26 protein-coding genes are annotated in these 23,802 nt (G+C 34.7%); 20 read left to right on the top strand and 6 right to left on the bottom strand.

What is annotated here, in order from left to right:
- Window positions 1-29: 29 nt before the first annotated feature.
- From ACN5J3_RS11430 to ACN5J3_RS11410, 5 genes are read right to left on the bottom strand one after another with little or no spacing between them, the layout of a single operon-like run.
- The gene (locus ACN5J3_RS11430; protein ID WP_417289880.1) at window positions 30-869 is read right to left on the bottom strand and encodes a TPM domain-containing protein; all 840 of its coding nucleotides are present in this window, start codon (window positions 867-869) and stop codon (window positions 30-32) included.
- 7 nt (window positions 870-876) lie between these two features.
- Complete coding sequence (locus ACN5J3_RS11425; protein WP_344728344.1) at window positions 877-1,314, bottom strand: TPM domain-containing protein; 438 nt, start codon at window positions 1,312-1,314, stop codon at window positions 877-879.
- A gap of 2 nt (window positions 1,315-1,316) precedes the next feature.
- The gene (locus ACN5J3_RS11420) at window positions 1,317-1,919 is read right to left on the bottom strand and encodes a LemA family protein (protein WP_418511830.1); all 603 of its coding nucleotides are present in this window, start codon (window positions 1,917-1,919) and stop codon (window positions 1,317-1,319) included.
- A 57-nt stretch (window positions 1,920-1,976) separates the two neighbouring features.
- Complete coding sequence (locus ACN5J3_RS11415; RefSeq protein WP_344728348.1) at window positions 1,977-2,306, bottom strand: MerR family transcriptional regulator; 330 nt, start codon at window positions 2,304-2,306, stop codon at window positions 1,977-1,979.
- Window positions 2,306-3,277 (bottom strand): peptidoglycan DD-metalloendopeptidase family protein, encoded by a 972-nt coding sequence (locus ACN5J3_RS11410; protein ID WP_417289878.1) that lies wholly within the window; start codon window positions 3,275-3,277, stop codon window positions 2,306-2,308. The genes ACN5J3_RS11415 and ACN5J3_RS11410 overlap by 1 nt, the downstream gene beginning before the upstream one ends.
- Before the next feature lie 131 nt (window positions 3,278-3,408).
- Here ACN5J3_RS11410 and alaS point away from each other — a divergent pair, with 131 nt between their 5' ends.
- From alaS to ACN5J3_RS11375, 7 genes are all read left to right on the top strand, one after another.
- Window positions 3,409-6,021 (top strand): alanine--tRNA ligase, encoded by a 2,613-nt coding sequence (gene alaS, locus ACN5J3_RS11405; protein ID WP_418511829.1) that lies wholly within the window; start codon window positions 3,409-3,411, stop codon window positions 6,019-6,021.
- 31 nt (window positions 6,022-6,052) lie between these two features.
- Complete coding sequence (locus tag ACN5J3_RS11400) at window positions 6,053-7,003, top strand: GSCFA domain-containing protein (protein WP_418511827.1); 951 nt, start codon at window positions 6,053-6,055, stop codon at window positions 7,001-7,003.
- Window positions 7,004-7,084: 81 nt separating this feature from the next.
- Complete coding sequence (locus tag ACN5J3_RS11395; protein WP_417289875.1) at window positions 7,085-7,618, top strand: DUF6252 family protein; 534 nt, start codon at window positions 7,085-7,087, stop codon at window positions 7,616-7,618.
- Window positions 7,619-7,801: 183 nt separating this feature from the next.
- Window positions 7,802-8,077 carry a hypothetical protein gene (locus tag ACN5J3_RS11390; protein ID WP_418511826.1) on the top strand — a complete coding sequence of 92 codons (276 nt, stop codon included), beginning with the start codon at window positions 7,802-7,804 and terminating at the stop codon, window positions 8,075-8,077.
- Window positions 8,078-8,112: 35 nt separating this feature from the next.
- Window positions 8,113-9,987, top strand: a complete 1,875-nt coding sequence (locus ACN5J3_RS11385) for a tetratricopeptide repeat protein (protein ID WP_418511825.1) — start codon at window positions 8,113-8,115, stop codon at window positions 9,985-9,987.
- A gap of 56 nt (window positions 9,988-10,043) precedes the next feature.
- Complete coding sequence (locus ACN5J3_RS11380) at window positions 10,044-10,694, top strand: response regulator (protein WP_417289872.1); 651 nt, start codon at window positions 10,044-10,046, stop codon at window positions 10,692-10,694.
- A gap of 143 nt (window positions 10,695-10,837) precedes the next feature.
- On the top strand, window positions 10,838-11,452 hold the full coding sequence (locus tag ACN5J3_RS11375) for a DUF4230 domain-containing protein (RefSeq protein ID WP_418509269.1): 615 nt from the start codon (window positions 10,838-10,840) through the stop codon (window positions 11,450-11,452).
- Here the strand turns inward: ACN5J3_RS11375 and ACN5J3_RS11370 are convergent.
- On the bottom strand, window positions 11,447-11,752 hold the full coding sequence (locus ACN5J3_RS11370) for a rhodanese-like domain-containing protein (RefSeq protein WP_417289870.1): 306 nt from the start codon (window positions 11,750-11,752) through the stop codon (window positions 11,447-11,449). The two genes, ACN5J3_RS11375 and ACN5J3_RS11370, sit on opposite strands and share 6 nt — an antisense overlap.
- Before the next feature lie 49 nt (window positions 11,753-11,801).
- Between ACN5J3_RS11370 and ACN5J3_RS11365 the strand changes: the two genes are divergently transcribed.
- The 13 genes from ACN5J3_RS11365 (at window position 11,802) to paaZ (ending at window position 23,802) form a co-directional block, all read left to right on the top strand.
- A complete protein-coding gene (locus ACN5J3_RS11365) occupies window positions 11,802-12,380 on the top strand; it encodes a TetR/AcrR family transcriptional regulator (protein WP_418511824.1) in 579 nt (192 codons plus the stop codon).
- Between the two features lie 111 nt (window positions 12,381-12,491).
- Window positions 12,492-13,565 (top strand): 2Fe-2S iron-sulfur cluster-binding protein, encoded by a 1,074-nt coding sequence (locus ACN5J3_RS11360; protein WP_418511823.1) that lies wholly within the window; start codon window positions 12,492-12,494, stop codon window positions 13,563-13,565.
- A 70-nt stretch (window positions 13,566-13,635) separates the two neighbouring features.
- Window positions 13,636-14,592, top strand: coding sequence for a 1,2-phenylacetyl-CoA epoxidase subunit PaaA (gene paaA, locus ACN5J3_RS11355; RefSeq protein WP_262733796.1), 957 nt, complete (start codon window positions 13,636-13,638; stop codon window positions 14,590-14,592).
- Window positions 14,593-14,668: 76 nt separating this feature from the next.
- Entirely contained in the window at window positions 14,669-14,959 is a 291-nt protein-coding gene (paaB, locus tag ACN5J3_RS11350; protein WP_076620128.1) for a 1,2-phenylacetyl-CoA epoxidase subunit PaaB, read from the top strand.
- 67 nt (window positions 14,960-15,026) lie between these two features.
- Window positions 15,027-15,371 (top strand): four helix bundle protein, encoded by a 345-nt coding sequence (locus ACN5J3_RS11345; protein WP_418509273.1) that lies wholly within the window; start codon window positions 15,027-15,029, stop codon window positions 15,369-15,371.
- 35 nt (window positions 15,372-15,406) lie between these two features.
- The gene (paaC, locus tag ACN5J3_RS11340) at window positions 15,407-16,156 is read left to right on the top strand and encodes a 1,2-phenylacetyl-CoA epoxidase subunit PaaC (RefSeq protein WP_418511822.1); all 750 of its coding nucleotides are present in this window, start codon (window positions 15,407-15,409) and stop codon (window positions 16,154-16,156) included.
- Between the two features lie 35 nt (window positions 16,157-16,191).
- Window positions 16,192-16,692: a 1,2-phenylacetyl-CoA epoxidase subunit PaaD gene (paaD, locus tag ACN5J3_RS11335; protein ID WP_418511821.1), complete on the top strand. Its 501-nt coding sequence runs from the start codon at window positions 16,192-16,194 to the stop codon at window positions 16,690-16,692.
- A gap of 47 nt (window positions 16,693-16,739) precedes the next feature.
- Window positions 16,740-17,519: an enoyl-CoA hydratase-related protein gene (locus ACN5J3_RS11330; protein WP_418511820.1), complete on the top strand. Its 780-nt coding sequence runs from the start codon at window positions 16,740-16,742 to the stop codon at window positions 17,517-17,519.
- 46 nt (window positions 17,520-17,565) lie between these two features.
- Window positions 17,566-17,931 (top strand): four helix bundle protein, encoded by a 366-nt coding sequence (locus ACN5J3_RS11325; RefSeq protein ID WP_418511819.1) that lies wholly within the window; start codon window positions 17,566-17,568, stop codon window positions 17,929-17,931.
- Between the two features lie 74 nt (window positions 17,932-18,005).
- Window positions 18,006-19,160, top strand: coding sequence for a 3-hydroxyacyl-CoA dehydrogenase NAD-binding domain-containing protein (locus tag ACN5J3_RS11320; protein ID WP_418511818.1), 1,155 nt, complete (start codon window positions 18,006-18,008; stop codon window positions 19,158-19,160).
- On the top strand, window positions 19,160-19,564 hold the full coding sequence (locus ACN5J3_RS11315) for a hotdog fold thioesterase (RefSeq protein WP_418511817.1): 405 nt from the start codon (window positions 19,160-19,162) through the stop codon (window positions 19,562-19,564). Before ACN5J3_RS11320 ends, ACN5J3_RS11315 begins: the two co-directional genes overlap by 1 nt.
- 109 nt (window positions 19,565-19,673) lie before the next feature.
- On the top strand, window positions 19,674-20,885 hold the full coding sequence (gene pcaF / locus ACN5J3_RS11310) for a 3-oxoadipyl-CoA thiolase (protein ID WP_418511816.1): 1,212 nt from the start codon (window positions 19,674-19,676) through the stop codon (window positions 20,883-20,885).
- 379 nt (window positions 20,886-21,264) lie between these two features.
- Window positions 21,265-23,802: a phenylacetic acid degradation bifunctional protein PaaZ gene (gene paaZ, locus ACN5J3_RS11305; RefSeq protein WP_418511815.1), complete on the top strand. Its 2,538-nt coding sequence runs from the start codon at window positions 21,265-21,267 to the stop codon at window positions 23,800-23,802.

Below are 23,802 nucleotides of genomic sequence, written 5' to 3'. Positions count from 1 at the left end.
GCTCTTTTTTTGTTTTTTTAATGTTTTTATTACCAACTTCCGCCAGCGCCACCTCCGGAAAAACCGCCGCCTCCAAAGCCGCCGCCAAAACCACCTCCGGAAAAGCCGCCGCCACTTCCAAAGCCACCAGAAGAACCACCGTAACTGCCACGTCCCATATTGCTTAATATAATCGCATCAAGAATACTGAATCCTTCATTTTTTCTTCCGCCAGAACCACCGTTTCCGCCGCCGCCACGTCTACCTTTTGAGATAGAAATTATTATGATTATAAATATGATAAACATAAAAAGAAAACCAATCGGAAATCCGTTAGAAGAGTTTGATGATTTTCTTGATCCTTTATATTCGCCTAGTAAAACTTGAAAAATAGCATCAGTGCCTTTGTCTAGACCAGCATAATAATCATTGCGTTTAAACTCTGGAATAATAATATTTCTAACAAGTTCTCCTGTTATTCCTGCGGTTAATTTATGCTCTACGCCATAACCTGGAGCAATCCATATTTTTCTGTCATCTCGAGCGAGCAAAATAAAAACACCATTGTCTTCTTTTGCTTGACCAATACCCCAATCGTGTGCCCATCTAGGAGCTAGTAATCCAATGTTTTCTCCTTGAGTACTCGCAATAATAGCAATAACAATTTGTGTTGAGGTTGTATCAGAGTACTTTATGAGTTTTTGCTCTAAATGGCTTTTCTCTGTACTTGATAATAAAGAAACATAATCGTAAACACTTGTTTGTTCTTTTGGAACTTTAGGGATATCAAACTGACCAAAAGAAGGGTTGAAATAAAATATAGCTATAAGTAAAATCGTGAAAAGTTTTAGGTGCTTTACACGTTTGATACTGCTTGTTAAAAAATCCATATAAAATTTATCCTTTAGATATTTCGTTTGAAAGTTCGTTAGTATCTGTATGATCCCAAGGAAAAAATGTTTCTAGTTCTTTACCTGCTTTTAAGATGCCATCAACAAGTCCTTGCTTAAAATTTCCTTGTTTAAAATGTGCTTGGATAATGTCTTTGGTTGTGTCCCAAAAATCATTGGCTACAACATCGTTGATGCCTTTGTCACCATAAATAACAAATGCTTTGTCTTCTACAGCTACATAAATAAGAACACCGTTTTGTTGTTTTGTGTTGTCCATTTTTAAGAAATGAAACACTTCCATAGCGCGTTCAAAAACATCTTTTTTAGCGCTTTTTTCTAAATGAACTCGTATTTCACCTGATGTGTTTTTCTCGGCAACTCGAATAGCATTTATAATATCTTGCTCTTCTTCTGCTGATAAAAAATCTTCAATTTTAGACATGATTAAGAACTGAAATCAAATTCAACATCTACAGGTTTTTCAGCTCCAGCTTCAGCATCAAAGTATGGTTTTCCTTCAAAATTAAACATACCAGCAAGAAGTGAGTTAGGGAACTTTTTAACGTGGTTGTTGTAAGGTTTTATAGCTTCGTTATAACGTGTTCTAAATGTTTGAATGGAGTTTTCAGTACTAGTTAATTCGTCTTGAAGTTTTAAAAAGTTTTGATTTGCTTTTAATTCAGGATATTTTTCAACGGTTACAAGCAATCTAGATAGTGCGCTGCTTAATCCGCCTTGCGCTTGGTTAAATTGTGCTAACTGTTCTGGTGTAATATTAGAAGGGTCAATGGTTGTTTTTGTTGCTTTAGATCGAGCTTCAATAACATCTGTTAAGGTTTTACGTTCAAAATCTGCAGCGCCTTTTACAGTGTTTACAAGGTTGCCAATTAAGTCGTTACGACGTTGGTAAGATGTTTGAACATTTCCCCAAGCTTCGCTAACATTTTCGTTTAGTTCTACGGCTGTGTTATTAAAACCTACAGCCCAATTGTAAATTCCAAATCCAATTACGGCAAGAATAATTACTGGAATAAGCCATTTTTTCATGATAAGTGATTTTGTTTTATTAGTGTTTATAGATTAGTTGTAACTTTTTGTAAAATGTTACAACTGCTCTTTTATTTTGATAAGTTGCGCTTTAACATCTTCTAATTTACTGATTATTTCATAATTAGTAAGTGATTTTTTCTTTTCTTCTTTAAGATGTGTTTTGGCGCCATCAAGTGTAAAACCGCGTTCTTTTACTAGGTGGTAAATGAATTTAAGGTTTTTTATGTCTTCTGGAGTGAATTTCCTATTGCCTTTGGCATTTTTTTTAGGCTTAAGCTCGTCGAATTCCTTTTCCCAAAAGCGGATAAGAGATGTGTTTACATCAAAAGCTTTGGCGACTTCACCAATGGTATAATAGCGTTTTTCAGGTAATTCTATATGCATTAGTCTAATGATTGATTTTCCATAGAAGCGTGCTCTAATAATTCATTAAATTCTTCAGCAGTTAAACTTCCGTAGTAAAAATTAATAGGGTTTATGCGTTGTTCGTCTTTAAATACTTCGTAATGTAAATGTGGTGCTTCAGATCGGCCTGTGCTACCTACAAACCCAATTAAGTCGCCACGTTTTACTTTTTGGTTTTTACGTACATTGTATTTGTATAAATGAGCATAAAGAGACACATAGCCATAACCATGGTCTATTCTTATGTGATTTCCGTAGCCTGTAGATCGGTTGTCGGCTCTAGTCACAACGCCATCTCCGGTAGCATAAATAGGTGTTCCGCGAGGTGCTGTGAAATCCATGCCCCAATGCATTTTTCTTGCTTTAGTAAAAGGGTCTATTCGGGTTCCGTAACCGGAAGCCATTCGCGTTAAATCCTCGTTTCTTACTGGTTGAATGGCAGGAATAGCCGCAAGTAATTTTTCTTTTTCTTTTGCTAATTCTGCAATTTCATCAAGTGATTTAGATTGTACTACAATTTGTTTTTGTAAAATATCAATGCGCTTGTTGCTTTCTATAATCAATTTTGAGTTATCAAAGCCTTCTAGATTTTTATATCGGTTTACACCACCAAATCCAGCTTTTCTTTGTTCTTCAGGAATCGGGTTTGCTTCAAAATATAAGCGGTATATGTTATTATCGCGATCTTCTATGCTTGATAAAACGGTTTGCGCTTCGTCCATTTTTTTGTTCAGTAACTGATACTGTAACTGCATGTTTGCTAGTTCTCGTTTTAAAGCGCGTTCTTTAGGAGATTCAACATATTGACTAGCAATAAAAACAAATAAAAAACCAAATAATGCGGCTGCCAAAATAAACATAGCGGCAAACTTAAATGTGCGTCTTTTTTTTCGCTCAATTTTGCGGTAAGAAAGTGTTTCTGAATCGTAATAATATTTTACCTTACTCATTTCTTTATTTATACTATTTTTGCAATGAACAAATCACTTTTTAAGTTGAATTTTTATTACAAACGAGTAAAGATAAAAATTGTTTCGCAATTAATAAGAATTTAACGTTTTATAAGCAATTAAACCATTACATGAAATCTCAAGATATCCGTTCTAAATTTTTAAAGTTTTTTGAAGATAAAAAGCATGCTATTGTACCATCTGCACCTATGGTGTTAAAAGATGATCCAACCTTAATGTTTGTTAACTCTGGTATGGCTCCTTTTAAAGAATATTTTTTGGGCAATGCCGAGCCTAAAAGCAATCGTATTGCCGACTCGCAAAAATGTTTACGTGTTTCTGGAAAACATAACGATTTAGAAGAAGTTGGTTACGATACTTATCATCACACATTGTTTGAAATGTTGGGTAACTGGAGTTTTGGCGATTACTTTAAAAAAGAAGCGATTGCTTGGGCTTGGGAATTATTGACAGAGGTTTATAAAATAGACAAAGATATTTTATACGTAACTGTTTTTGAAGGTGACGAAGAAGATGGTACGCCATTAGATACTGAAGCTTACGATATTTGGAAGCAGTACATTGCTGAAGACCGAATTTTAAAAGGTAATAAAAAAGATAACTTCTGGGAAATGGGAGATCAAGGTCCTTGTGGTCCTTGTAGTGAGATTCATGTTGATATTCGTTCTGCTGAAGAAAAAGCGAAGGTTTCTGGTAAAGATTTGGTGAATATGGATCATCCGCAAGTGGTTGAAATCTGGAACCTGGTTTTTATGCAATACAATCGTAAAGCTAATGGTTCTCTAGAAAACTTACCAAACAAACATATAGATACCGGAATGGGCTTTGAGCGTTTGTGTATGGTATTACAAAATGTGCAAAGTAACTATGATACTGATGTTTTTACACCGATAATTCGTGAAATTGAAACCATTGCAGATAAAGATTACGGTAAAAACGATAAGATAGATGTTGCTATTAGAGTTATCTCTGACCACGTTCGTGCAGTTGCATTCTCTATTGCAGACGGACAATTACCAAGTAATACAGGAGCTGGTTATGTAATTCGTAGAATTTTACGTCGTGCTATTCGTTACGGATTTACGTTTTTAGACCAAAAAGAGCCGTTTATTTACCGTTTGGTGGATGTGCTTATCAAAAAAATGGGAGAAGCTTTCCCTGAATTAAAAGAGCAAAGACAACTTATTGAAAATGTTATAAAAGAAGAAGAAGTTTCTTTCTTAAGAACATTAGATCAAGGGTTATTGTTGCTTGATAGAATTATAACACATTCTAACACCAAAGAAATTTCAGGAAATAAAGTTTTTGAACTTAAAGATACTTATGGTTTTCCAGAAGATTTAACCGATTTAATTCTTCGTGAAAACGGATTTACCTATAACCACGAAGAGTTTGATAAAAAACTAAAAGAACAACAAGAACGTGGTAAGCAAGCTTCTCAATTAAAATCAGACGATTGGACAATTGTTCTTGAAGATGATGAGCAAGAGTTTATTGGTTATGATGTTACTGAAGCTAATGTTAAGCTTACCAAATACCGAAAAGTAACTTCAAAAAAGGATGGTGAAATGTACCAGCTGGTGTTTAATTTAACACCGTTTTATGCTGAAGGTGGTGGACAAGTTGGCGATAAAGGCTATCTAGAAGATGCTTCTGGTGATGTTGTATATATTGTTGATACCAAAAAGGAAAACAATGTTATTATTCACTTTGCAAAGAGTCTTCCTAAAAATGTACAAGGCACTTTTAAAGCAACTGTAGATGCAAAACAACGTTACAGAACGGAATGTAATCATACAGCAACACACTTATTACATCAAGCATTACGCGAGATTTTAGGAACACATGTTGAGCAAAAAGGAAGTGCAGTACACAGTAAGTATTTACGTTTTGACTTTTCGCATTTCTCTAAACTAACTGTTGATGAATTGCGTGATGTAGAAAACTTTGTAAATGCCAGAATTGAAGGTAAATTACCATTGCAAGAACAACGTAATATTCCAATGCAACAAGCTATTGACGAAGGTGCAATGGCGTTGTTTGGAGAAAAATATGGCGATACTGTTCGTACTATAAAATTCGGTAAGTCTATCGAGCTTTGTGGTGGAACTCACGTGAAAAACACTGCAGATATTTGGCATTTTAAAATTGTATCTGAAGGTGCAGTTGCTGCTGGAATTCGTCGTATTGAAGCTATCACAAACGATGCTGTAAAAGATTTCTATTTTGAAAACAATCGTGCGTATTTTGAAATGAAAGATTTACTTAATAATGCTAAAGAGCCAGTAAAAGCATTACAGAATCTTCAAGAGGAAAATACAAGCTTAAAAAAGCAAATAGAGCAGCTTTTAAAAGATAAAGCTAAAAACTTAAAAGGTGAGCTTAAAAATGAGTTGACCGAAGTTAATGGTATCACATTTCTAGCAAAACAAGTTGATTTAGATGCAGCAGGAATAAAAGATTTATGCTTTGAGTTAGGAAGTCAATATGATAACCTATTCCTGCTTTTTGGTGCTGAAAACGATGGTAAGGCATTATTGTCTTGTTATATCTCAAAAGAATTGGTTGCTGAAAAAAGCTTGAATGCGGGACAAATTGTTAGAGAATTAGGGAAACACATCCAAGGTGGTGGAGGCGGACAACCGTTTTTTGCAACTGCAGGAGGAAAAAATCCTAGTGGTATAAAAGACGCTTTGGAAGCAGTGAAAAGTTATATCGCATAAATTATCATTCTGTTTTTAAGCAGAATTCATTATGAAACTACAAACCCAAATACCGTTACAATCAGAGCCGCATAATCAAATAGATTATCATTCTAAAATAGCGCTGTTTGGGTCTTGTTTTGTTGAAAATATAGGAGAGAAGTTTAACTATTTTAAGCTTCAGAATTTTCAAAATCCATTTGGTATTTTATTTCATCCGCTAGCCATTGAACGTTTGGTTGCTAATGCGATTAATTCTAAAACGTACACCGAAGAAGATATCTTTTTTCATAACGAACAATGGCATTGTTATGAAGCGCATTCCAAGTTGAGTAGTGATAATAAAGATGATTTGTTATATGCATTGAACAATGCTGTTCAGTCAACAAATCAGCAAATACACCAAGCAACACATGTTATTGTTACATTAGGAACTGCTTGGGTTTATAGACATACAGCATCAGATGTTATTGTTTCCAATTGCCATAAAGTACCACAAAAACAATTTACAAAAGAGCTGCTAACGGTTGATGAAATTTCAGAATCATTACAAGCTATAGTTGCTTTAATAAAAAGCGTTAATCCAAAAGCGTCCGTAATTTTTACAGTATCTCCAGTGCGACATATTAAAGATGGTTTTGTTGAGAATACGCAAAGCAAAGCGCATTTAGTTGCAGCTATTCATCAAGTTGTTGAACCAAGAAAGCAGCAGTATTATTTCCCTTCGTATGAAATTATGTTGGACGAACTTCGCGACTATCGTTTTTATAAAGCCGATATGTTACATCCAAACGATGTAGCAGTAAATTACATTTGGGAAAAATTTAAACAGGTTTGGATTTCAGAAAAGGCTCATAAAACATTAAACGAGGTTGATGTGATACAAAAAGGTCTTCAGCACAGACCGTTTAATCCAAACTCTAATAGCCATAAGGCATTTCTTCAATCATTAAAAGACAAGCAAAACCAGTTGCAGCAGTCTTTTTCGCATATCGTATTTTAAAAATACGTAATTCATCGTATTGTCTACGGCTTTATTTTGTGTCAACTTTGCTTCAAGTTAAAAAGCCTAAAACAATTCAAAATGAAAAAATTAAAAAAAATTATGTTACTGGTAATGACGTTTTCATTATCAATTTTCTCATCATGTTCAAGTGATGATGATGCCACGCCAATTGTTCCAATCGGACCAAACTCAAGTGCAGGACAAGGAATTATAGTAGCTAAAGTTGATGGTGTAGATTTTTCGTCTTTAGAGATTACTTCTTATGCTAGTAAATCAACTGGTGGCGGACAAACAACATTGGTTATGCAGGGAAATACGCAATCTCAAGCTATTAATATGATTATTAATGCTTATGATGGTGTAGGAACTTACGAGCTTTCTGATGATAATGTTTTTAGATCAGCTAGTTACATTGAGCCAAACATTAGTGATCCTTTTAATTCACAAACTTGGAATGCACCTTACCAAGACTCAGGACTTGTTGGTGAAATTGTAATTACTGAAGATTCTGATACAAAAGTTATTGGTACTTTTTACTTTACATGTAAAAACGCAAATGATGATTCTATTAAGAATATCACAGATGGTGCATTTGATTTAAATTATCAATAATCAAGTCATTTTAAGTAATACGTTTAATCTTTTTTAAATAAGATTATATCGAAAAATTATTTTGTATTACTACATAAATTGTAAGTTTATAACGCTATTAATCAAATTATAAAAAACACCAAACACCTTTATGTTTCTTTGTGAAAATTAGGTTTTGGTGTTTTTTGTTTTTCTTTCTAAATAATGATTTTTTCAATTTTTATATACAGTTTGGTGTTTCTTTTGATAGTTTGCTCTGTAAAGGTTGGAGTAATAACTGTTACTGAAAATAAGTTAGCTGAAGAGAATAATCAGCTTATCAGTCATAAAATAAAAGTAGAGTTAATAGAAGCAGAAACAAATAAGCAACATATTAAATTGGTAAATGATTTAAATAAATCACTTAACTGGCGTATTTTTAAAGTGTTTGAAGAAATGATTTTGTTGCAAGAATTTGTTTTTAAGAAACATTTCAATTAATCTTATACTTCCAATTCACTTTTTAAAATTTACTTATGAGGCATATTTTAACATTGCTTTTATTGTTTGTTTCAGTAGCTGTATTTTCTCAAGCGCAGGCTCTCAAGTTAAATGATTCTGCTATGAGTTTCTATAAAACCGATTCTAAACTAGCAATAGCACTTTTAGAAGAAAGTTTAACTAAAGCAAGTAATGATAAAGATATTGCTATTATTAAAAATAATTTAGGAATTGTTTATAGAGATTTAGGAGAATTTGAGAAATCAAAGGCGCTTTCTAGCGAGGCTATTTTAAAAACGCAAGATTCTATAACATTAGCTTCAGCCTATAATAATATTGGTGTTACAAATAGAAATTTAGGGCTTTATGACACGTCTCTTGAATATTACTTAAAAGCTTTAGCTATTTATGAGGAAAAGCAAATGGCTAAAGAGATTGCTACAACAAGTAATAACATAGGTTTAGTTTACAGTTATAGCGGTATTAATGATAAGGCGATTACATATCATTTGAAAGCTAAAGCTGCGTTTGAAAAGCTGGATGATAAAAAAGGCATTTCTGAAGTTTATAATAACATAGCAATTATATATGCTAACGACGGAAACTTAAAAGAAGCGTTAGATTATTTTAAGCATTCTTTAAATATAGAATATGCTTTACAAGACAAAAAAGGTATAGCAGAATCTACAAATAATGTTGGAGCGGTTTATTATTATTTAGAAGAAATTGATTCAGCTTTGGTGTATTTTCAAAAATCTGTAATAGTAGAAAAATCTATAGGGAATGTTGTTGGAGTAGGAGCATCATACAACAATATAGCACAAGTTTTAATAGAGAAAAACAGAGCCTCTGAAGCCAAAAAATATATAGATAGCGCTTACCAGTATTCAAGAAAATATAAAACGGTTTCAGATATTGAAGCCTCTTTGATGAATTACTCTGAATATTATGAAGCTAAAAGTGACTCTAAAAAAGCATTAGAGTATTATAAAAAATATACTGCTTTCAAGGATAGTATCTTAAATTTAGATACAAATAGTAAAATATCAGAGCTGGAAATTCAATATCAAACAGAAAAGAAAGAAAAAGAGATTTTACAACAGCGAGCAGATTTAGCAGAGAAAGAGCTGCATATAAATACAAAAAACACACAAATTATAGGTTTGACTATTTTAGCGATAGTGCTATCTGTTTTAGGGTATTTGCTATATAAGCAGCAAAAATTAAGAAACAAACAACTGCAAAAAGAAAGCGAGCTAAAAGAAGCTTTAACCAAAATAGAAACCCAGAATCGTTTGCAAGAACAACGATTAACAATAAGTCGAGATTTACATGATAATATTGGAGCTCAACTTACATTTATTATATCGTCTTTAGATAATTTGAAGTACGGTTTTACGCTTCCGGAAAAGCTAGACTCTAAACTAAAAACAATTAGTGAGTTTACCACAGCAACTATTTATGAGTTAAGAGACACAATTTGGGCAATGAATAAAAGTGAAATATCTTTTGAGGATTTACAGTCTCGAATTTCAAATTTTATAGATAAGGCTAATCATGCTTCAGATGTGGTTAATTTTAGTTTTAAGGTAGATGAAAGTCTGTCTAATACATTGGTTTTTTCATCTGTTGAAGGAATGAATATTTACAGAATCATTCAAGAAGCTGTTAATAATGCCTTGAAATATGCGCATGCAAAAAATATTCAAATAAGCTTTCAAAAGGAAAATAAAAATTTAGTGCTTACAGTAAAAGATGATGGCGTTGGTTTTGATCAAAATGCAATAGAATTAGGAAACGGTTTAAACAATATGAAAAAGCGAGCTCACGAAATTCAAGCAAGCTTTACATTAAAAACAAGCCCGCAACAAGGCGCCACCATAGTAATACAAAAAGAAATAAATACGTAATTTGACGTATTTGGTATTTTGGTTTTAATATCTATTTTTAGAAAAAATATTTATAAATGATAGTAAAAATAGCCATTGTAGATGATAATTCTTTTTTAATAAATACAGTAAAAGAGAAGTTATCCTTTTTTGATGATCTTAAATTCAAGTTTTCAGCAACCAATGGGTCTGATTTACTTACTAAAATAGAAGAAGATCGCCATGTAGATTTAATACTAATGGATATTGAAATGCCAGTGCTTAATGGAATAGAAACTACAGAAATCATCAAGCAAAAATATCCGCATATTAAAATCATAATGCTCACAGTTTTTGATAACGACGAAAACATTTTTAATGCTATAAAAGCAGGTGCAGATGGTTATTTGCTTAAAGAAATAAACGCTAAAGATCTTCACGACGGAATTTTAGAAACTCTTAATGGAGGCGCAGCAATGAACCCATCTATTGCTATGAAAACACTTAAGCTGTTAAGAAACCCTATAGAAATTGAAAATAAAAACGACCAAGACGATATCAAGTTAACTCAACGTGAAGTGGAAGTATTAGAGCAATTAAGTAAAGGGTTGAGTTATAATTTAATTGCAGAAAACCTAATTTTATCACCAGGAACTGTTAGGAAGCATATTGAGAACATTTATAAAAAGCTACAAGTTCATAATAAGTTAGAAGCTGTTCAAAAAGCCAAAAAAAACAAGATTATATAAATTTAATATATAGCTAACATGTAATTAAAGTGTGTTTTACTTTAAAACCATACCTTTGATTTGCTGCTAAATATCAAGGAATTTTAAGCATTGGTTAGGCTTCATTGTCGAAGCAACCAGTGCTTTTTTTGTATTTTAGAGGTATGAGAAAAATTTTATTCGGAATCATAGTCACATTAATAGTGCTTTTTACATTTAAGTATTGTGGAGAAAAGCGCGATAACAAACTTGTACTTCAGGAAAATACTGCGCTTATTCAAGAACAGATAAAAAATGTAGGTAAACTAGTCGTTACAGAAGGACATTTTAGTCAAGTATTTACTTATGAAAATTCTAAACGAATTTTCGGTGACCTAATTCAAGTTGATAAAAAAGCGCTAGTTGTTGTTAATGCTGATGTAACAATTGCTTATGATTTGTCAAAAATTGAATATGCCATTGACTCATCAACAAAAACATTACAAATATTAGATATACCTAAAGAAGAAATAAAAATCAATCCAGATTTTGAATATTACGATATACAAGCTGACTACCTCAATCCTTTTGAAGCAAAAGATTATAACGAAATAAAAAAAACAGTAAACAAGCAGTTGATGAAAAAAATAGAAGCTTCAGACTTAAAAACCAATGCACAAAATAGATTGTTAAGTGAGCTTTCAAAGTTTTATATCCTTACTAATTCCCTAGGTTGGACATTAAAGTTTTCAGAAAACCCAATAGAGTCTCAAAAAGCCATGGAAAATATTAAGCTATAATTTTTTGTTCAAAGAAATCCAGCCGCCACCATTGGTCGCATCAATGTTATTAAGGTTTAAAAATTTAGCAGCTTTAGCAGAACGAACACCACTTTTACAGCAAACAACAAGAGGTTTGTTTAATGTTTTTAATTCATCAACATGATTCTTTAAGTCGTCTAAAGGTATGTGTCTTGAACCTTCAATGTGACCAGAATCCCATTCACGTTGTGTTCTTACATCAATAATTTCAGCGCCGTTTTGCATGTAAAGTTGAACTTGTCTTTTTTTTGCTCCAAAAATAAAATCAAAAAAACCCATAGTTTTACTTTTTCATAAATTTACAATAAAATATATAAATACATAAAAATTGAAACAGGAAACCCGTAAAGACGAAATAATAAGAACAGCTGCAAAGCTTTTTAAAGAAAAAGGATATAGCGCTGTTACTATGCGAGATTTGGCTACAGAAATGGGCATGAAAGCAGCGAGTCTTTACAACCATATAAACTCTAAACAAGAAATTCTTAAGGAGATTATAATTTCTTTAGCCGAAGAGTTTACTTCTGGATTGCAGGAAATTCAAAAATCAAACAAATCAAATATAGATAAGCTAAAAGATGCTGTAGAGTTACATGTCAATATAACGTCTAAAAACACTTACGGCATGGCTTCTCTTAATAACGATTGGATGCATCTTGAAGAAAAGTTGGAGTATTACTTGCAACTACGTTCTAATTATGAAGATGAGTTTAGAAATGTTCTTCAACAAGGTGTTAAAAATAACGAGATCATAAATGGTAATATTGAAGTGATGCTCTTTTCAATTTTATCAACCTTACGCTCTTTATATCTCTGGATTCCTAAAAAAGAAGACTTAAACCCTGAAGAGTTGTCTCAACAATTAAGCGAAGTGTTAATTAACGGTATTAACAAAAAAATAGATTAATTTTTTGTAAATTTGTCAAGTAAACTAACGCTTGTTAGTTTTTTTAATTCGTAAAACGAAAACGTTTTCGGTTTAAGATTACTAACAATTTAGAATAGATAATTACTGTTGATGGCAGATTTTCATAAATTAAGAATAAAAGATATTTACAAGGAAACAAAAGATACATCAGTTGTAACTTTTGATATTCCTGAAGCATTGCAAGACGAATTTAAATTCTCGCAAGGGCAACATTTAACGCTTAAGGCATTAATTAATGGCGAAGATGTACGTCGCTCATATTCGTTGTGTTCTAGTCCATTTGATAACGAATGGAAAGTGGCAGTCAAAGAAATTCCAGGAGGGAAGTTTTCAGCCTTTGTCAATAGCACTTTAAAAGTAGGAGACGAGCTAGATGTTATGGCACCTAGCGGAACATTTGGTGTAGATTGTAATGCTGATAATGCTAAAAACTACTTGTTTTTTGCAGCAGGAAGTGGTGTTACGCCAATTCTTTCAATGATTAAAGCACATTTGGCAGCAGAGCCAAAGGCAACTTGTAAGTTGTTTTATGTCAATAGAACAGCAAAATCCATTATCTTTAAGGAAGAGTTAGAGCAGTTAAGAAACACCTATTTCGGTCGTTTGGAAATCTATTATTTCCTAACCAAAGAAAAGCGAGATATTGAGTTGTTCAATGGTCGTTTTGATGATGAAAAAATGAAAGTGCTCACCAAGACATTTATTGATATTCCAGATACAAGCGAAGTGTTTTTGTGCGGACCAGAAGATATGGTCAATTACGTGAGTAATTATCTGGCTGAAGCCGGTTTACCCAAAGATTTAATTCATTTCGAATTATTTGTAAAAGGCCTCACCGAAGAAGATAAAAAACGTGTTGAGCGTTTATCAGAACAAAAAATTGATGGTGTCGAAGTTGTTATTATCGATGGCGGAAAAGAATTTCGTTTCACAATGCAGCAAGACGATGATAATATTCTAGATGGTGCTTTAACTGCCGGAGCAGATTTACCATTTGCATGCAAAGGAGGCGTTTGCAGTACCTGTAAGTGTCAAGTAATGGAAGGCGAAGTTGAAATGAAAATCAACTACGCATTAGAAGAAGATGAAGTCGCACAAAACTATGTGTTAAGCTGTCAAGCCGTTCCAACTACTAAAAAAGTGGTGGTTGATTTCGACGTATAAATAAAATTTGTCATTCCGCACTTGATGCGGAATCCACTAAACATTAAAACTATTCACTAAATACTAAATTATGAGTGAAGAACAAATAAAAAACCTAGAAGAGCAATTTGAAGCGCGTATTGCTCGCGATGAAAAAATTGAACCTAAAGACTGGATGCCAGAAAAATATCGTCAAACGCATATTAGGCAAATCAGTCAGCACGCACATTCCGAAATTGTAGGAATGTTACCAGAAGGTAACTGGATTACTCGTGCGCCATCCTTACGTCGTAAAGTAGCCTTATTGGCAAAAGTGCAAGACGAAGCTGGTCACGGATTATATCTATATAGTGCTTGTGAAACATTAGGAATCTCGCGAGACGAGTTATACGAGCAATTGCATTCTGGTAAAGCAAAATATTCTTCCATATTCAATTACCCAACTGTGACTTGGGCAGATATGGGAGCTATCGGTTGGTTGGTAGATGGTGCAGCCATTATCAATCAAGTGCCACTTTGTAGCACCTCTTTTGGACCTTATGCAAGAGCAATGGTGCGCGTGTGTAAGGAAGAAAGTTTTCATCAGCGTCAAGGTTACGAAATTATGCTAAAGCTTTGTAATGGAACACCAGAACAAAAAGAAATGGCGCAAGATGCACTTAACCGTTGGTGGTGGCCAAGTTTAATGATGTTAGGTCCAACTGATGATATGTCAGTTCACACCGAACAATCAATGAAATGGAAATTGAAGCGAAAAACCAATGACGAGTTACGTCAGCAGTTTATTGACCAAACCGTGCCACAAGCTGATATTTTAGGATTAACAATTCCAGACCCAGATTTAAAATGGAACGAAGAGCGTCAAAGTTATGATTTCGGAGAAATTGATTGGGATGAATTCTGGCAAGTTGTAAAAGGTCACGGACCAATGAACAAAGCAAGAATGAAAGCTAGAGTTGGTGCTTGGGAACGTGGCGAATGGGTTAGAGACGCAGCTATGGCTCACGCAGAAAAACAACAAGAAAGAAAAAACAAACAAGTAGTATAATCAGAAGGTTAGACTCGAGAAATGAGAAATGATAAAAGTACTCTGATAAAGTCTAACATCTAACATCTAATATCTAATGTCTAATAAAAAGAACTGGCCACTTTGGGAGGTTTTCGTAAGAAGTAAAAACGGATTAGAACATCGTCATTTCGGAAGTCTTCACGCAGCAGATGCAGAAATGGCTTTAGAAAATGCAAGAGACGTTTACACAAGACGTAACGAAGGCGTAAGCATTTGGGTTGTGGAAAGTAAGCATATTACAGCATCAAACCCAGAGCATAATGGCGAATTATTTGAACCAGCACAAGACAAGGTGTATCGTCATCCAACATTTTATGATTTACCAGACGACGTAAAACATATGTAGGATGAAAACGAAAATGAAGTTGAAGCCGAATTCGAAGAATTAGAAAAACATAAATAGTATAGATTTTATGAGTAACTACAATTTAGATAGTCGATTCGAAAATTTTGCAGCTTCAATAGTTTTAGTTTTCAGTAATAAACCTATTTCATATGCAGGCGATTATCTAGCTAAACAACTTATTCGGTCAGCCTGTTCTTCTGCGCTTAATTTTGGAGAGTTTGAGGGAGCAGGTACAAATAAGGATAAGATCAATAAACTTAGGTTAACACTTAAAGAGTTAAGAGAATCACAGCGTAACATTAACATTCAATTAAAATCTGATTTGTTAATTAGAGATAATGTTGAGCAAATTGTAAGAGAAAATGATGAGCTCATTAGAATAGTAGTAACACTAATAAAAAAATATAGCTAAATCGATTTCAATTTCGATTTCAGTTTCGATTTTGTATGAAAAACCTATACAACTACATCCTAGGAATCGCAGATAACAGCCTAATTCTCGGTCAGAGATTAGGAGAGCTTTGCGGTCACGGACCAAGTTTAGAAACCGATATTGCGTGCACTAATATGTCACTGGATTTATTAGGACAAGTACGTAGTTATTATCAATATGCAGCAAAGATAGCTGGAGACGGCAGAACTGAAGATGATATCGCGATGCTTCGTAAAGAACGCGAATACTTCAATGTTTTATTGGTAGAACAGCCAAATACCGATTTCGGGTACACAATGGCAAGACAATTCTTATTCGATGTATATCATTTTTTAATGCTAACCGAATTAGAAAAAAGTACCGATTTAAATCTGTCTGCAATTGCAAAAAAATCCATCAAGGAAGTGAGTTATCATAAGCGTTTCTCATCTGATTGGATCAAGCGACTAGGAGACGGAACTGAAGAAAGTCATAATCGTGTACAAACCGCAATAAATGATTTATGGACGTATACCGATGAATTATTTCATCAAACCGAAGCTGATAAAGCTATGGTTGCTGAAGGCGTTGGAGTAGATGTCACTAAATTAAAAGACGCTTATTACGAAGAAGTAAATGAAGTTTTAGAAGAAGCAACGTTAAGCGTTCCAGAAAGCAAATATTTTCAAAAAGGAGGAAAGCAAGGCATTCATACCGAACATATGGGTTACTTGCTAGCCGATTTACAATATATGCAACGTACCTATCCAAATATGGAATGGTAACAAATTCCTGCGAAGGCAGGAATCTCTTTTAAAACATGACAACAACAGACCAACATATCAACCCAAAACTGGTAAAGGTTCTGGAGTCTATTTCAGATCCAGAAATCCCAGTGTTATCCATTATGGATATGGGAGTTGTGCGTTCTGCTGTTATCGAAAATGATATTGTAAAAATCGAAATCACACCAACTTACAGTGGCTGTCCTGCAATGGATGTTATCGGAGACGATATCAAACGCGCAATGCAAAAAGCAGGTTATAAAGCTGAAGTAGATTTGATTTTACATCCAGCTTGGACAACCGATTGGATTACACCAAGAGGCAGAAAAGCACTCGAAGATTATGGTATCGCAGCACCATTAGATGAAGAAGCCGATAAGTCCGTGTTGCTGGAAGGAAAACAATTAGTAAAATGTCCGCAATGCGGAAGCACAAATACAAAAATGATAAGTCAATTTGGTTCAACGGCTTGCAAAGCACAATTTCAGTGTAACGATTGTCAAGAGCCATTTGATTATTTTAAATGTTTGAAGTGATTTGTCATTCCGCACTTGATGCGGAATCCAAAATAAAAGAAAAAAATATGGAAAGCATTCAGCTTAAAATAGAAAACAACATAGCCTACATCTCACTAAATCGACCAGAAGTTTTTAACAGCTTCAACCGTGAAATGGCATTAAACCTACAGCAAGTTTTTGACGATTGCGAAAGTAATTCAGAAGTAAGAGCAATCGTGCTAACCGGAAACGGAAAAGCATTTTGCGCAGGTCAAGACTTAAAAGAAGTGACAAGTCCGGAACTAAACCCAGGATTCAAGAAAATTCTAGAGGAACATTACAACCCAATCATCACCAGAATTAGAAACATTAAAAAACCAATCATTGGTGCGATAAATGGTGTGGCAGCAGGAGCAGGAGCTAACATTGCATTGGCTTGTGATATCGTTGTGGCTCACGAAAAAGTAAGTTTCATTCAAGCGTTTAGTTTAATAGGTTTGATACCAGATAGTGCAGGAACGTTCTTTTTACCTCGCTTAATAGGTTTTCAAAAAGCATCAGCATTAGCGATGTTAGGAGATAAAGTGTCTGCAGATGAAGCTGAAAAAATGGGGATGATTTACAAAGTATTACCATTAGAAAGTTTTGAAGAGGAAGTAAACAAACTAGCCTTGAAACTCGCTAATATGCCAACATTAGCTTTAGGGAAAATAAAGGAAGCGTTTAATCAATCTTTAACCAATAATTTGGAGGAGCAGTTAGCATTAGAATCAAAATTACAAATCGAAGCAGCTCAAACTAAAGATTACGAAGAAGGCGTTTCAGCTTTTGTAGAAAAACGTAAACCAACTTTTAAAGGAAAATAAAGAATAACGAATAGTTAACCGAAGAATGTTGAATAAAGAAGTATTTATGAAAAATTATAAATATGACATAGAAGAAAGATTAATTCAGTTTTCGGTTGATGTTATTATTATATGTGGAAAGATTGATGGTAATTTTGCATCACAACATTTGTCGAAACAGTTAATTCGTTCGGCAACGGCTTCAGCACTTAATTATTGCGAAGCACAAAGCGCAGAATCTTCTCGAGATTTTCTTCATAAGATGAAAAAATGTTTGAAAGAATTGAGAGAGTCTTTAGTGAATTTAAAAATTCAAAAAGGTGCAAACCTGATTTCAGATTTACAAAAGTTAGAACAACTTTTAAAAGAAAATAAAGAACTCATTGCGATTTTTGTATCGAGTATTCGAACATCGCAAAATAAAAATAAATAGATGGATGTTTATCAGATAATAGAAATTCAACACTTCTAAATTCTGTATTTAACATTCAATATTCGATATTAATTATGAACGTAGGAATAATCGGTTCAGGAACAATGGGAAGCGGTATCGCTCAAGTAGCGGCAACTGCAGGTTGTTCCGTAAAATTATACGATACCAACCAAGCGGCTTTAGACAAAGCTAAAGCAAGCCTTGAAAAAATATTAAATAGACTCATTGAAAAAGGTCGAATAGATACTGAAGAAAAAAACAGAATTCAATCAAATATCACGTACGTCGATAGTCTAAAAGCATTAGCAGATTCAAACCTAACGATTGAAGCTATCGTCGAAAATATTGATATTAAAAAGAAGGTTTTTTCAGAATTGGAAAGCTATGTTGCGGAAGATTGTATTATAGCATCAAACACATCGAGTTTATCCATAGCATCCATAGCATCATCATTGCAAAAGCCGGAGCGTTGTATCGGAATTCACTTTTTCAACCCAGCACCATTAATGAAATTGGTTGAGGTTATTCCAGCAGTGCAAACCTCAAAAGCGGTTTTAGACAAATCTGTTGAAACTATAAAAAGTTGGAAAAAAACAGTAGCTGTTGCAAAGGATACACCTGGTTTTATCGTAAACCGTGTAGCGCGACCATTTTATGGAGAAGCCTTAAGAATTTATGAAGAAGGTATTGCTGATTTTGAAACAATCGACCATAGTTTAAAAACATTGGGAGGTTTTAGAATGGGACCATTCGAATTAATGGATTTCATTGGTAACGATGTCAATTACACAGTAACGGAAACCGTATTTACAGCCTTTTATTTCGACCCAAGATACAAACCGAGTTTCACACAAAAGCGTTTAAGTGAAGCAGGTTATTTAGGAAGAAAAACAGGAAAAGGTTACTATGATTATTCTGAAGGTGCTGTAAAGCAAGAACCGAAAGAAGATAGTGAATTAGCACAAACTATTTTCGACCGTGTTCTAGTAATGTTAATCAACGAAGCAGCAGACGCTTTGTTTCTAAACATCGCATCAGCAGAAGATATAGACAACGCAATGACTAAAGGTGTTAATTACCCAAAAGGATTATTAGCTTGGGCAGATGAAAAAGGCATTGATTGGTGTGTAACCAAACTAGATGAATTATACAACGAGTACCACGAAGACCGTTACCGTTGCAGTCCGTTGTTGCGTAAAATGAATAAAGAAAATAAAACATTCTTTTAATGCAAGGAGAACAAATTCCACATAAAATGTTAAGTCAAGATGCATTTAGCAGTTGGCTAGGCATCGAAATTTTAGAATGCGAAATCGGTCGTTGTCGCGTGGCAATGACGGTTCGCAAGGAAATGCTTAATAGTATGGGAAAAGCACATGGAGGAATCAGTTATGCATTAGCAGATACAGCTTTTGGTTTTGCGACAAATACACACGGAAAATTTGCTGTGTCCATAGAAACTAGTATCAATCATATTGAAGCATTAAATGAAGGAGATTATTTAGTGGCAGAATCTGTGATAGAAAACGTAAAAAATAAACTCGGATTCAATATTATAGAAGTAAAACGAGGAGATGAACTGGTAGCACTTTTTAAAGGTGTTGTTTATCGCACTCAAAAAGATTGGGAGTAAAAAAGACTTGTCATCCTGAACTTGATTCAGGATCTAAAAAAGAATAGAGAAAAATAAAAAGTAAGAAGTTCGACTTCAATTTCGATTTCGGCTTCGATTTCAAAATAATATGGAAGCATACATAATAGACGGCATAAGAACACCAATAGGAAATTACAAAGGCACATTATCGGCTGTGAGAACAGACGATTTAGCAGCTTTAGTAATCAAAGAAATAGTAAAACGAAACCCAAATATCCCAAAAGAAGCATACGACGATGTTATTCTGGGTTGTGCTAACCAAGCCGGAGAAGATAATCGTAACGTGGCAAGAATGGCGTCACTTTTAGCAGGATTGCCATTTGCAGTTCCAGGAGAAACCGTGAATAGACTGTGTAGTTCAGGTTTGTCAGCAATTATTCACGCCAACAGAGCGATAAAAGCAGGCGATGGCGATGTATTCATTTCTGGAGGTGTTGAGAATATGACACGCGGACCATACGTTATGGCAAAACCATCAAGCGCTTTTGGAGGCGATTCAAAACTTTACGATTCTACATTCGGATGGAGGTTTGTAAACCCAAAAATGCACGAAATGTATGGCACAGACGGAATGGGAATGACAGCCGAAAACCTTGTCGAGAAATATAATATCTCGCGAGAAGACCAAGATGCATTCGCATACTGGAGTCAGATGAAAGCGTCGCAAGCTCAAGAAAACGGACGATTAGAAAAAGAGATTCTACCTGTCGAAATTCCACAACGCAAAAAAGACCCAATTGTTTTTGTAAAAGACGAATTTGTAAAACCAACAACATCAAAAGAGATTTTAGCCAAATTACGACCAGCCTTTAAAAAAGAAGGAGGAAGCGTAACTGCTGGAAATTCTTCTGGATTAAACGATGGAGCTGCAGCAACTATTATTGCAAGTGAAGATGCAGTAAAAAAATACAATTTAAAACCATTAGCAAGAATTGTAAGTTCTGCAGTGGTTGGAGTAGAGCCAAGAATTATGGGAATTGGTCCCGTTGAAGCCTCTAATAAAGCATTAGAAAAAGCAGGTTTAACTATGGACGATATTGATATCATCGAGCTTAACGAAGCCTTTGCAGCACAAGCTTTGGCGTGCATTCGCGCTTGGGGATTAGAAGATAACGACCCAAGAATTAACCCAAACGGAGGCGCAATTGCAATTGGCCATCCGCTTGGTGTTACTGGAGCTAGAGTTGCGTATTCGGCAGCTTTAGAATTGCACGAACAAAATAAAAAATATGCATTGGTAACTATGTGTATTGGTGTTGGTCAAGGGTATGCAGCGGTTATTGAACGTGTAGATATGTAAAATAATTTGGGCGTTACCACAAGGGTCACGCTTTCGGCAGTCGCTTTTTTTGAGAAAAACAAAAAAGAGCTTCAACAAAGCCTCAATCACTAACGCACCAGCCAGAGATGGTCAGTGATTAATAAATGTATAGTAATTCCTGCGTAGGCAGGAATCTCATAGTAAGAGATAAAAGAAATTTGATAAATAAACATAGCAAGTAAGTGCGTTAGGGATTGAAGTGGCATCCTTTTTTACGTCAGTTCGAGTGTCCCGACAATAAAGGTCGGGATGTATCGAGAACAAGTAAAAAAGATATAACGGAAAGCCCGACCTTTAGGTAACGTCAAAACAAAAAAAAGTTTAATTTAAATAGATACCCACTTTCGTGGGCATTAAGATGAATAAAATTCAACACTACGTCCAAGGACAATGGACTACAGGAAAAGAAGAAGGAGCACCAATTTACGACGCCATAACAGGCGAACACTTCACAAATTGGGCTGTTGAAGGATTAGATATTCCTGAAGTTCTTAACTACGGACGCACAAAAGGAGGTGAAGTGCTTCGTAAAATGACCTTTCAAGAACGAGGTAATATGCTCAAAAAATTAGCACTTTACCTTACAAAACGCAAAGAACAATTTTACGATTTAAGTTACAGAACTGGCGCAACGCGTGTAGATAGTTGGATTGATATTGAAGGTGGTTTTGGTAACCTGTTTGCCAATGCATCATTACGAAAATTGTTTCCAAACAAACCGTTTCACGTAGAAGGCGACCCAATCGATTTGTCTCGTGGTGGACGCTTTATGGCACATCATATAATGGTGCCAAAAAAAGGTGTTGCGGTACATATCAACGCATTTAATTTCCCGGTTTGGGGAATGTTAGAAAAATGTGCTGTCAACTGGATGGCAGGTGTGCCAGCAGTGGTTTTACCAGCACCATCATCATCTTATTTGGCAGAAGCTGTAGCGAGAGAAATTATCAATTCGGGTATTTTACCAGAAGGCGCACTTCAAATCATAAACGGAACCGTAAAAACTGTTTTAGATACCGTTGAGTCTCAAGATGTCGTAACCTTTACAGGTTCGGCAGCAACAGGTCGTTTATTAAAAGCGCATCCAAGATTAATTGAAGAATCTGTGCCTTTCACTATGGAAGCCGATTCACTTAACGCTTCTATTTTAGGGGAAGATGCAGTTCCTGGAACACCAGAATTCAATTTGTTTGTTAAGGAAGTTCGAAAGGAAATGACCGTAAAAGCAGGACAAAAATGTACTGCCATCCGACGCATTATTGTTCCTGAAAATTTAGTTGAAGATGTTCAAATTGCATTAGCAAAAGAACTCGATAAAGTAACCATTGGAGACCCAAGACTTAAGGAAGTGCGAATGGGCTCATTGGTAAGCAAACAACAAGTTGAAGCCGTTAAAAGTTCTATTGCAGATATCAGCAAAGAAGCTGAAATGGTTTATGGCAATCTCGATAATATCGAAACTATTGGAGTAGATGCCAATAAAGGTGCGTTTATAAGTCCTGTGGTGTTTAGAACTGATAATCCTTTCCAGAATAATGTTGTTCACGAGCGCGAAGCGTTTGGACCAGTAAGTACAATTATGCCTTACAAGTCAATGGACGAAGCTGTGCAATTAGCGCAAATGGGTAAAGGATCGTTAGTGTCTTCTATTGCAACTTACGATGATAACATTGCAACCGATTATGTTGTAAATGCAGCAAGTCATCACGGAAGAATTTTGGTGATTAATCGCGAAATGGCAAAACAAAGTACAGGTCACGGTTCGCCGTTGCCTTACTTGGTTCACGGAGGTCCAGGACGTGCTGGAGGTGGAGAAGAAATGGGTGGAATGCGTGGTATTAAACACTATTTGCAACGAACAGCGATTCAAGGAACACCATCAACAATTACTGAAATTACTGGCATTTATCAGCAAAATGCAAAATATAAGGAAGCCGAAGATCATCCGTTTAAGTACCATTGGGAAGATATTCAACCAGGAATGTCCTTAAAAACGCATAAGCGTACACTTACGGATACTGATATTCAGAATTTTGCCAATTTAACTTGGGACCATTTTTACGCGCATACCGATATTACCTCTTTAGACGGAAGTATTTTTGAAAAACGAACAGCGCACGGTTATTTTATAATTTCGGCGGCAGCTGGATTGTTTGTGTATCCTAATAAAGGACCTGTCGCAGCAAATTACGGTTTGGATTCTATCCGATTTTTAAGACCATTATACCACAATGATACCATTTATGTGCGTTTAACCTGTAAAGAAAAAGTGGATCGAGATGTGTCATCAACCGAGCATCCAAGTGGTATTGTAAAATGGCACGTTGAGGTTTTTGATGCTAATTTTGAAAACCGACCAGAAAGCCAAAAAACAGACAAAGACAGTCCGTTGGTTGCAGTGGCTACTATTTTAACAATGGTTCAGAAAAAGCAAGAAACATTTGTTGAAATGACCGAAGAAAAAATCAACGAATGCTTATCAAAGTTAAAAGCAGACGCCAAACCAAAATGGGGAATTATGACACCTCAACATATGATTGAGCATTTAGAATACACTTATAAAATTGCGTCTGCCGAAATTCAAGATTTTGAAATTGCCACACCAGAAAAGATTTTAGACAAGGTGCACGCAAGCTTGTATAACTATAGAAAGTTTCCACAAAACTCTCAATTTCCACAGTTAGAAAAAGACACGCTAGACGATTTAAAACATCAAGATTTAGAAACAGCGATTGAGAAGTTTAAGGAACAACGCAAAAAATATATCGAGTTTTTCAAGGAAAATCCAGATGCTAAATTGAAGAATTTAGTATTTGGCGAGTTGAATCGTTACGAATCTTACTTACTCGAAAGAAAACATTTAAATCATCATTTTGAACAATTTGGATTAATATAA

Origin of the sequence: Corallibacter sp., assembly GCF_048381695.1 — a bacterium.
GTDB lineage: Bacteria > Bacteroidota > Bacteroidia > Flavobacteriales > Flavobacteriaceae > Corallibacter > Corallibacter vietnamensis.
The sequence above is the reverse complement of the archived record's forward strand: the minus strand, read 5'-3'. Positions and strand labels throughout refer to the sequence as shown.

Coding starts and splice junctions, on each gene's coding strand:
- ACN5J3_RS11430 (WP_417289880.1), bottom strand. CDS start 869: ATGGATTTTTTAACAAGCAGTATCAAACGTGTAAAGCACCTAAAACTT.
- ACN5J3_RS11425 (WP_344728344.1), bottom strand. CDS start 1,314: ATGTCTAAAATTGAAGATTTTTTATCAGCAGAAGAAGAGCAAGATATT.
- ACN5J3_RS11420 (WP_418511830.1), bottom strand. CDS start 1,919: ATGAAAAAATGGCTTATTCCAGTAATTATTCTTGCCGTAATTGGATTT.
- ACN5J3_RS11415 (WP_344728348.1), bottom strand. CDS start 2,306: ATGCATATAGAATTACCTGAAAAACGCTATTATACCATTGGTGAAGTC.
- ACN5J3_RS11410 (WP_417289878.1), bottom strand. CDS start 3,277: ATGAGTAAGGTAAAATATTATTACGATTCAGAAACACTTTCTTACCGC.
- alaS (WP_418511829.1), top strand. CDS start 3,409: ATGAAATCTCAAGATATCCGTTCTAAATTTTTAAAGTTTTTTGAAGAT.
- ACN5J3_RS11400 (WP_418511827.1), top strand. CDS start 6,053: ATGAAACTACAAACCCAAATACCGTTACAATCAGAGCCGCATAATCAA.
- ACN5J3_RS11395 (WP_417289875.1), top strand. CDS start 7,085: ATGAAAAAATTAAAAAAAATTATGTTACTGGTAATGACGTTTTCATTA.
- ACN5J3_RS11390 (WP_418511826.1), top strand. CDS start 7,802: ATGATTTTTTCAATTTTTATATACAGTTTGGTGTTTCTTTTGATAGTT.
- ACN5J3_RS11385 (WP_418511825.1), top strand. CDS start 8,113: ATGAGGCATATTTTAACATTGCTTTTATTGTTTGTTTCAGTAGCTGTA.
- ACN5J3_RS11380 (WP_417289872.1), top strand. CDS start 10,044: ATGATAGTAAAAATAGCCATTGTAGATGATAATTCTTTTTTAATAAAT.
- ACN5J3_RS11375 (WP_418509269.1), top strand. CDS start 10,838: ATGAGAAAAATTTTATTCGGAATCATAGTCACATTAATAGTGCTTTTT.
- ACN5J3_RS11370 (WP_417289870.1), bottom strand. CDS start 11,752: ATGGGTTTTTTTGATTTTATTTTTGGAGCAAAAAAAAGACAAGTTCAA.
- ACN5J3_RS11360 (WP_418511823.1), top strand. CDS start 12,492: ATGGCAGATTTTCATAAATTAAGAATAAAAGATATTTACAAGGAAACA.
- paaA (WP_262733796.1), top strand. CDS start 13,636: ATGAGTGAAGAACAAATAAAAAACCTAGAAGAGCAATTTGAAGCGCGT.
- paaB (WP_076620128.1), top strand. CDS start 14,669: ATGTCTAATAAAAAGAACTGGCCACTTTGGGAGGTTTTCGTAAGAAGT.
- ACN5J3_RS11345 (WP_418509273.1), top strand. CDS start 15,027: ATGAGTAACTACAATTTAGATAGTCGATTCGAAAATTTTGCAGCTTCA.
- paaC (WP_418511822.1), top strand. CDS start 15,407: ATGAAAAACCTATACAACTACATCCTAGGAATCGCAGATAACAGCCTA.
- paaD (WP_418511821.1), top strand. CDS start 16,192: ATGACAACAACAGACCAACATATCAACCCAAAACTGGTAAAGGTTCTG.
- ACN5J3_RS11330 (WP_418511820.1), top strand. CDS start 16,740: ATGGAAAGCATTCAGCTTAAAATAGAAAACAACATAGCCTACATCTCA.
- ACN5J3_RS11325 (WP_418511819.1), top strand. CDS start 17,566: ATGAAAAATTATAAATATGACATAGAAGAAAGATTAATTCAGTTTTCG.
- ACN5J3_RS11320 (WP_418511818.1), top strand. CDS start 18,006: ATGAACGTAGGAATAATCGGTTCAGGAACAATGGGAAGCGGTATCGCT.
- ACN5J3_RS11315 (WP_418511817.1), top strand. CDS start 19,160: ATGCAAGGAGAACAAATTCCACATAAAATGTTAAGTCAAGATGCATTT.
- pcaF (WP_418511816.1), top strand. CDS start 19,674: ATGGAAGCATACATAATAGACGGCATAAGAACACCAATAGGAAATTAC.
- paaZ (WP_418511815.1), top strand. CDS start 21,265: ATGAATAAAATTCAACACTACGTCCAAGGACAATGGACTACAGGAAAA.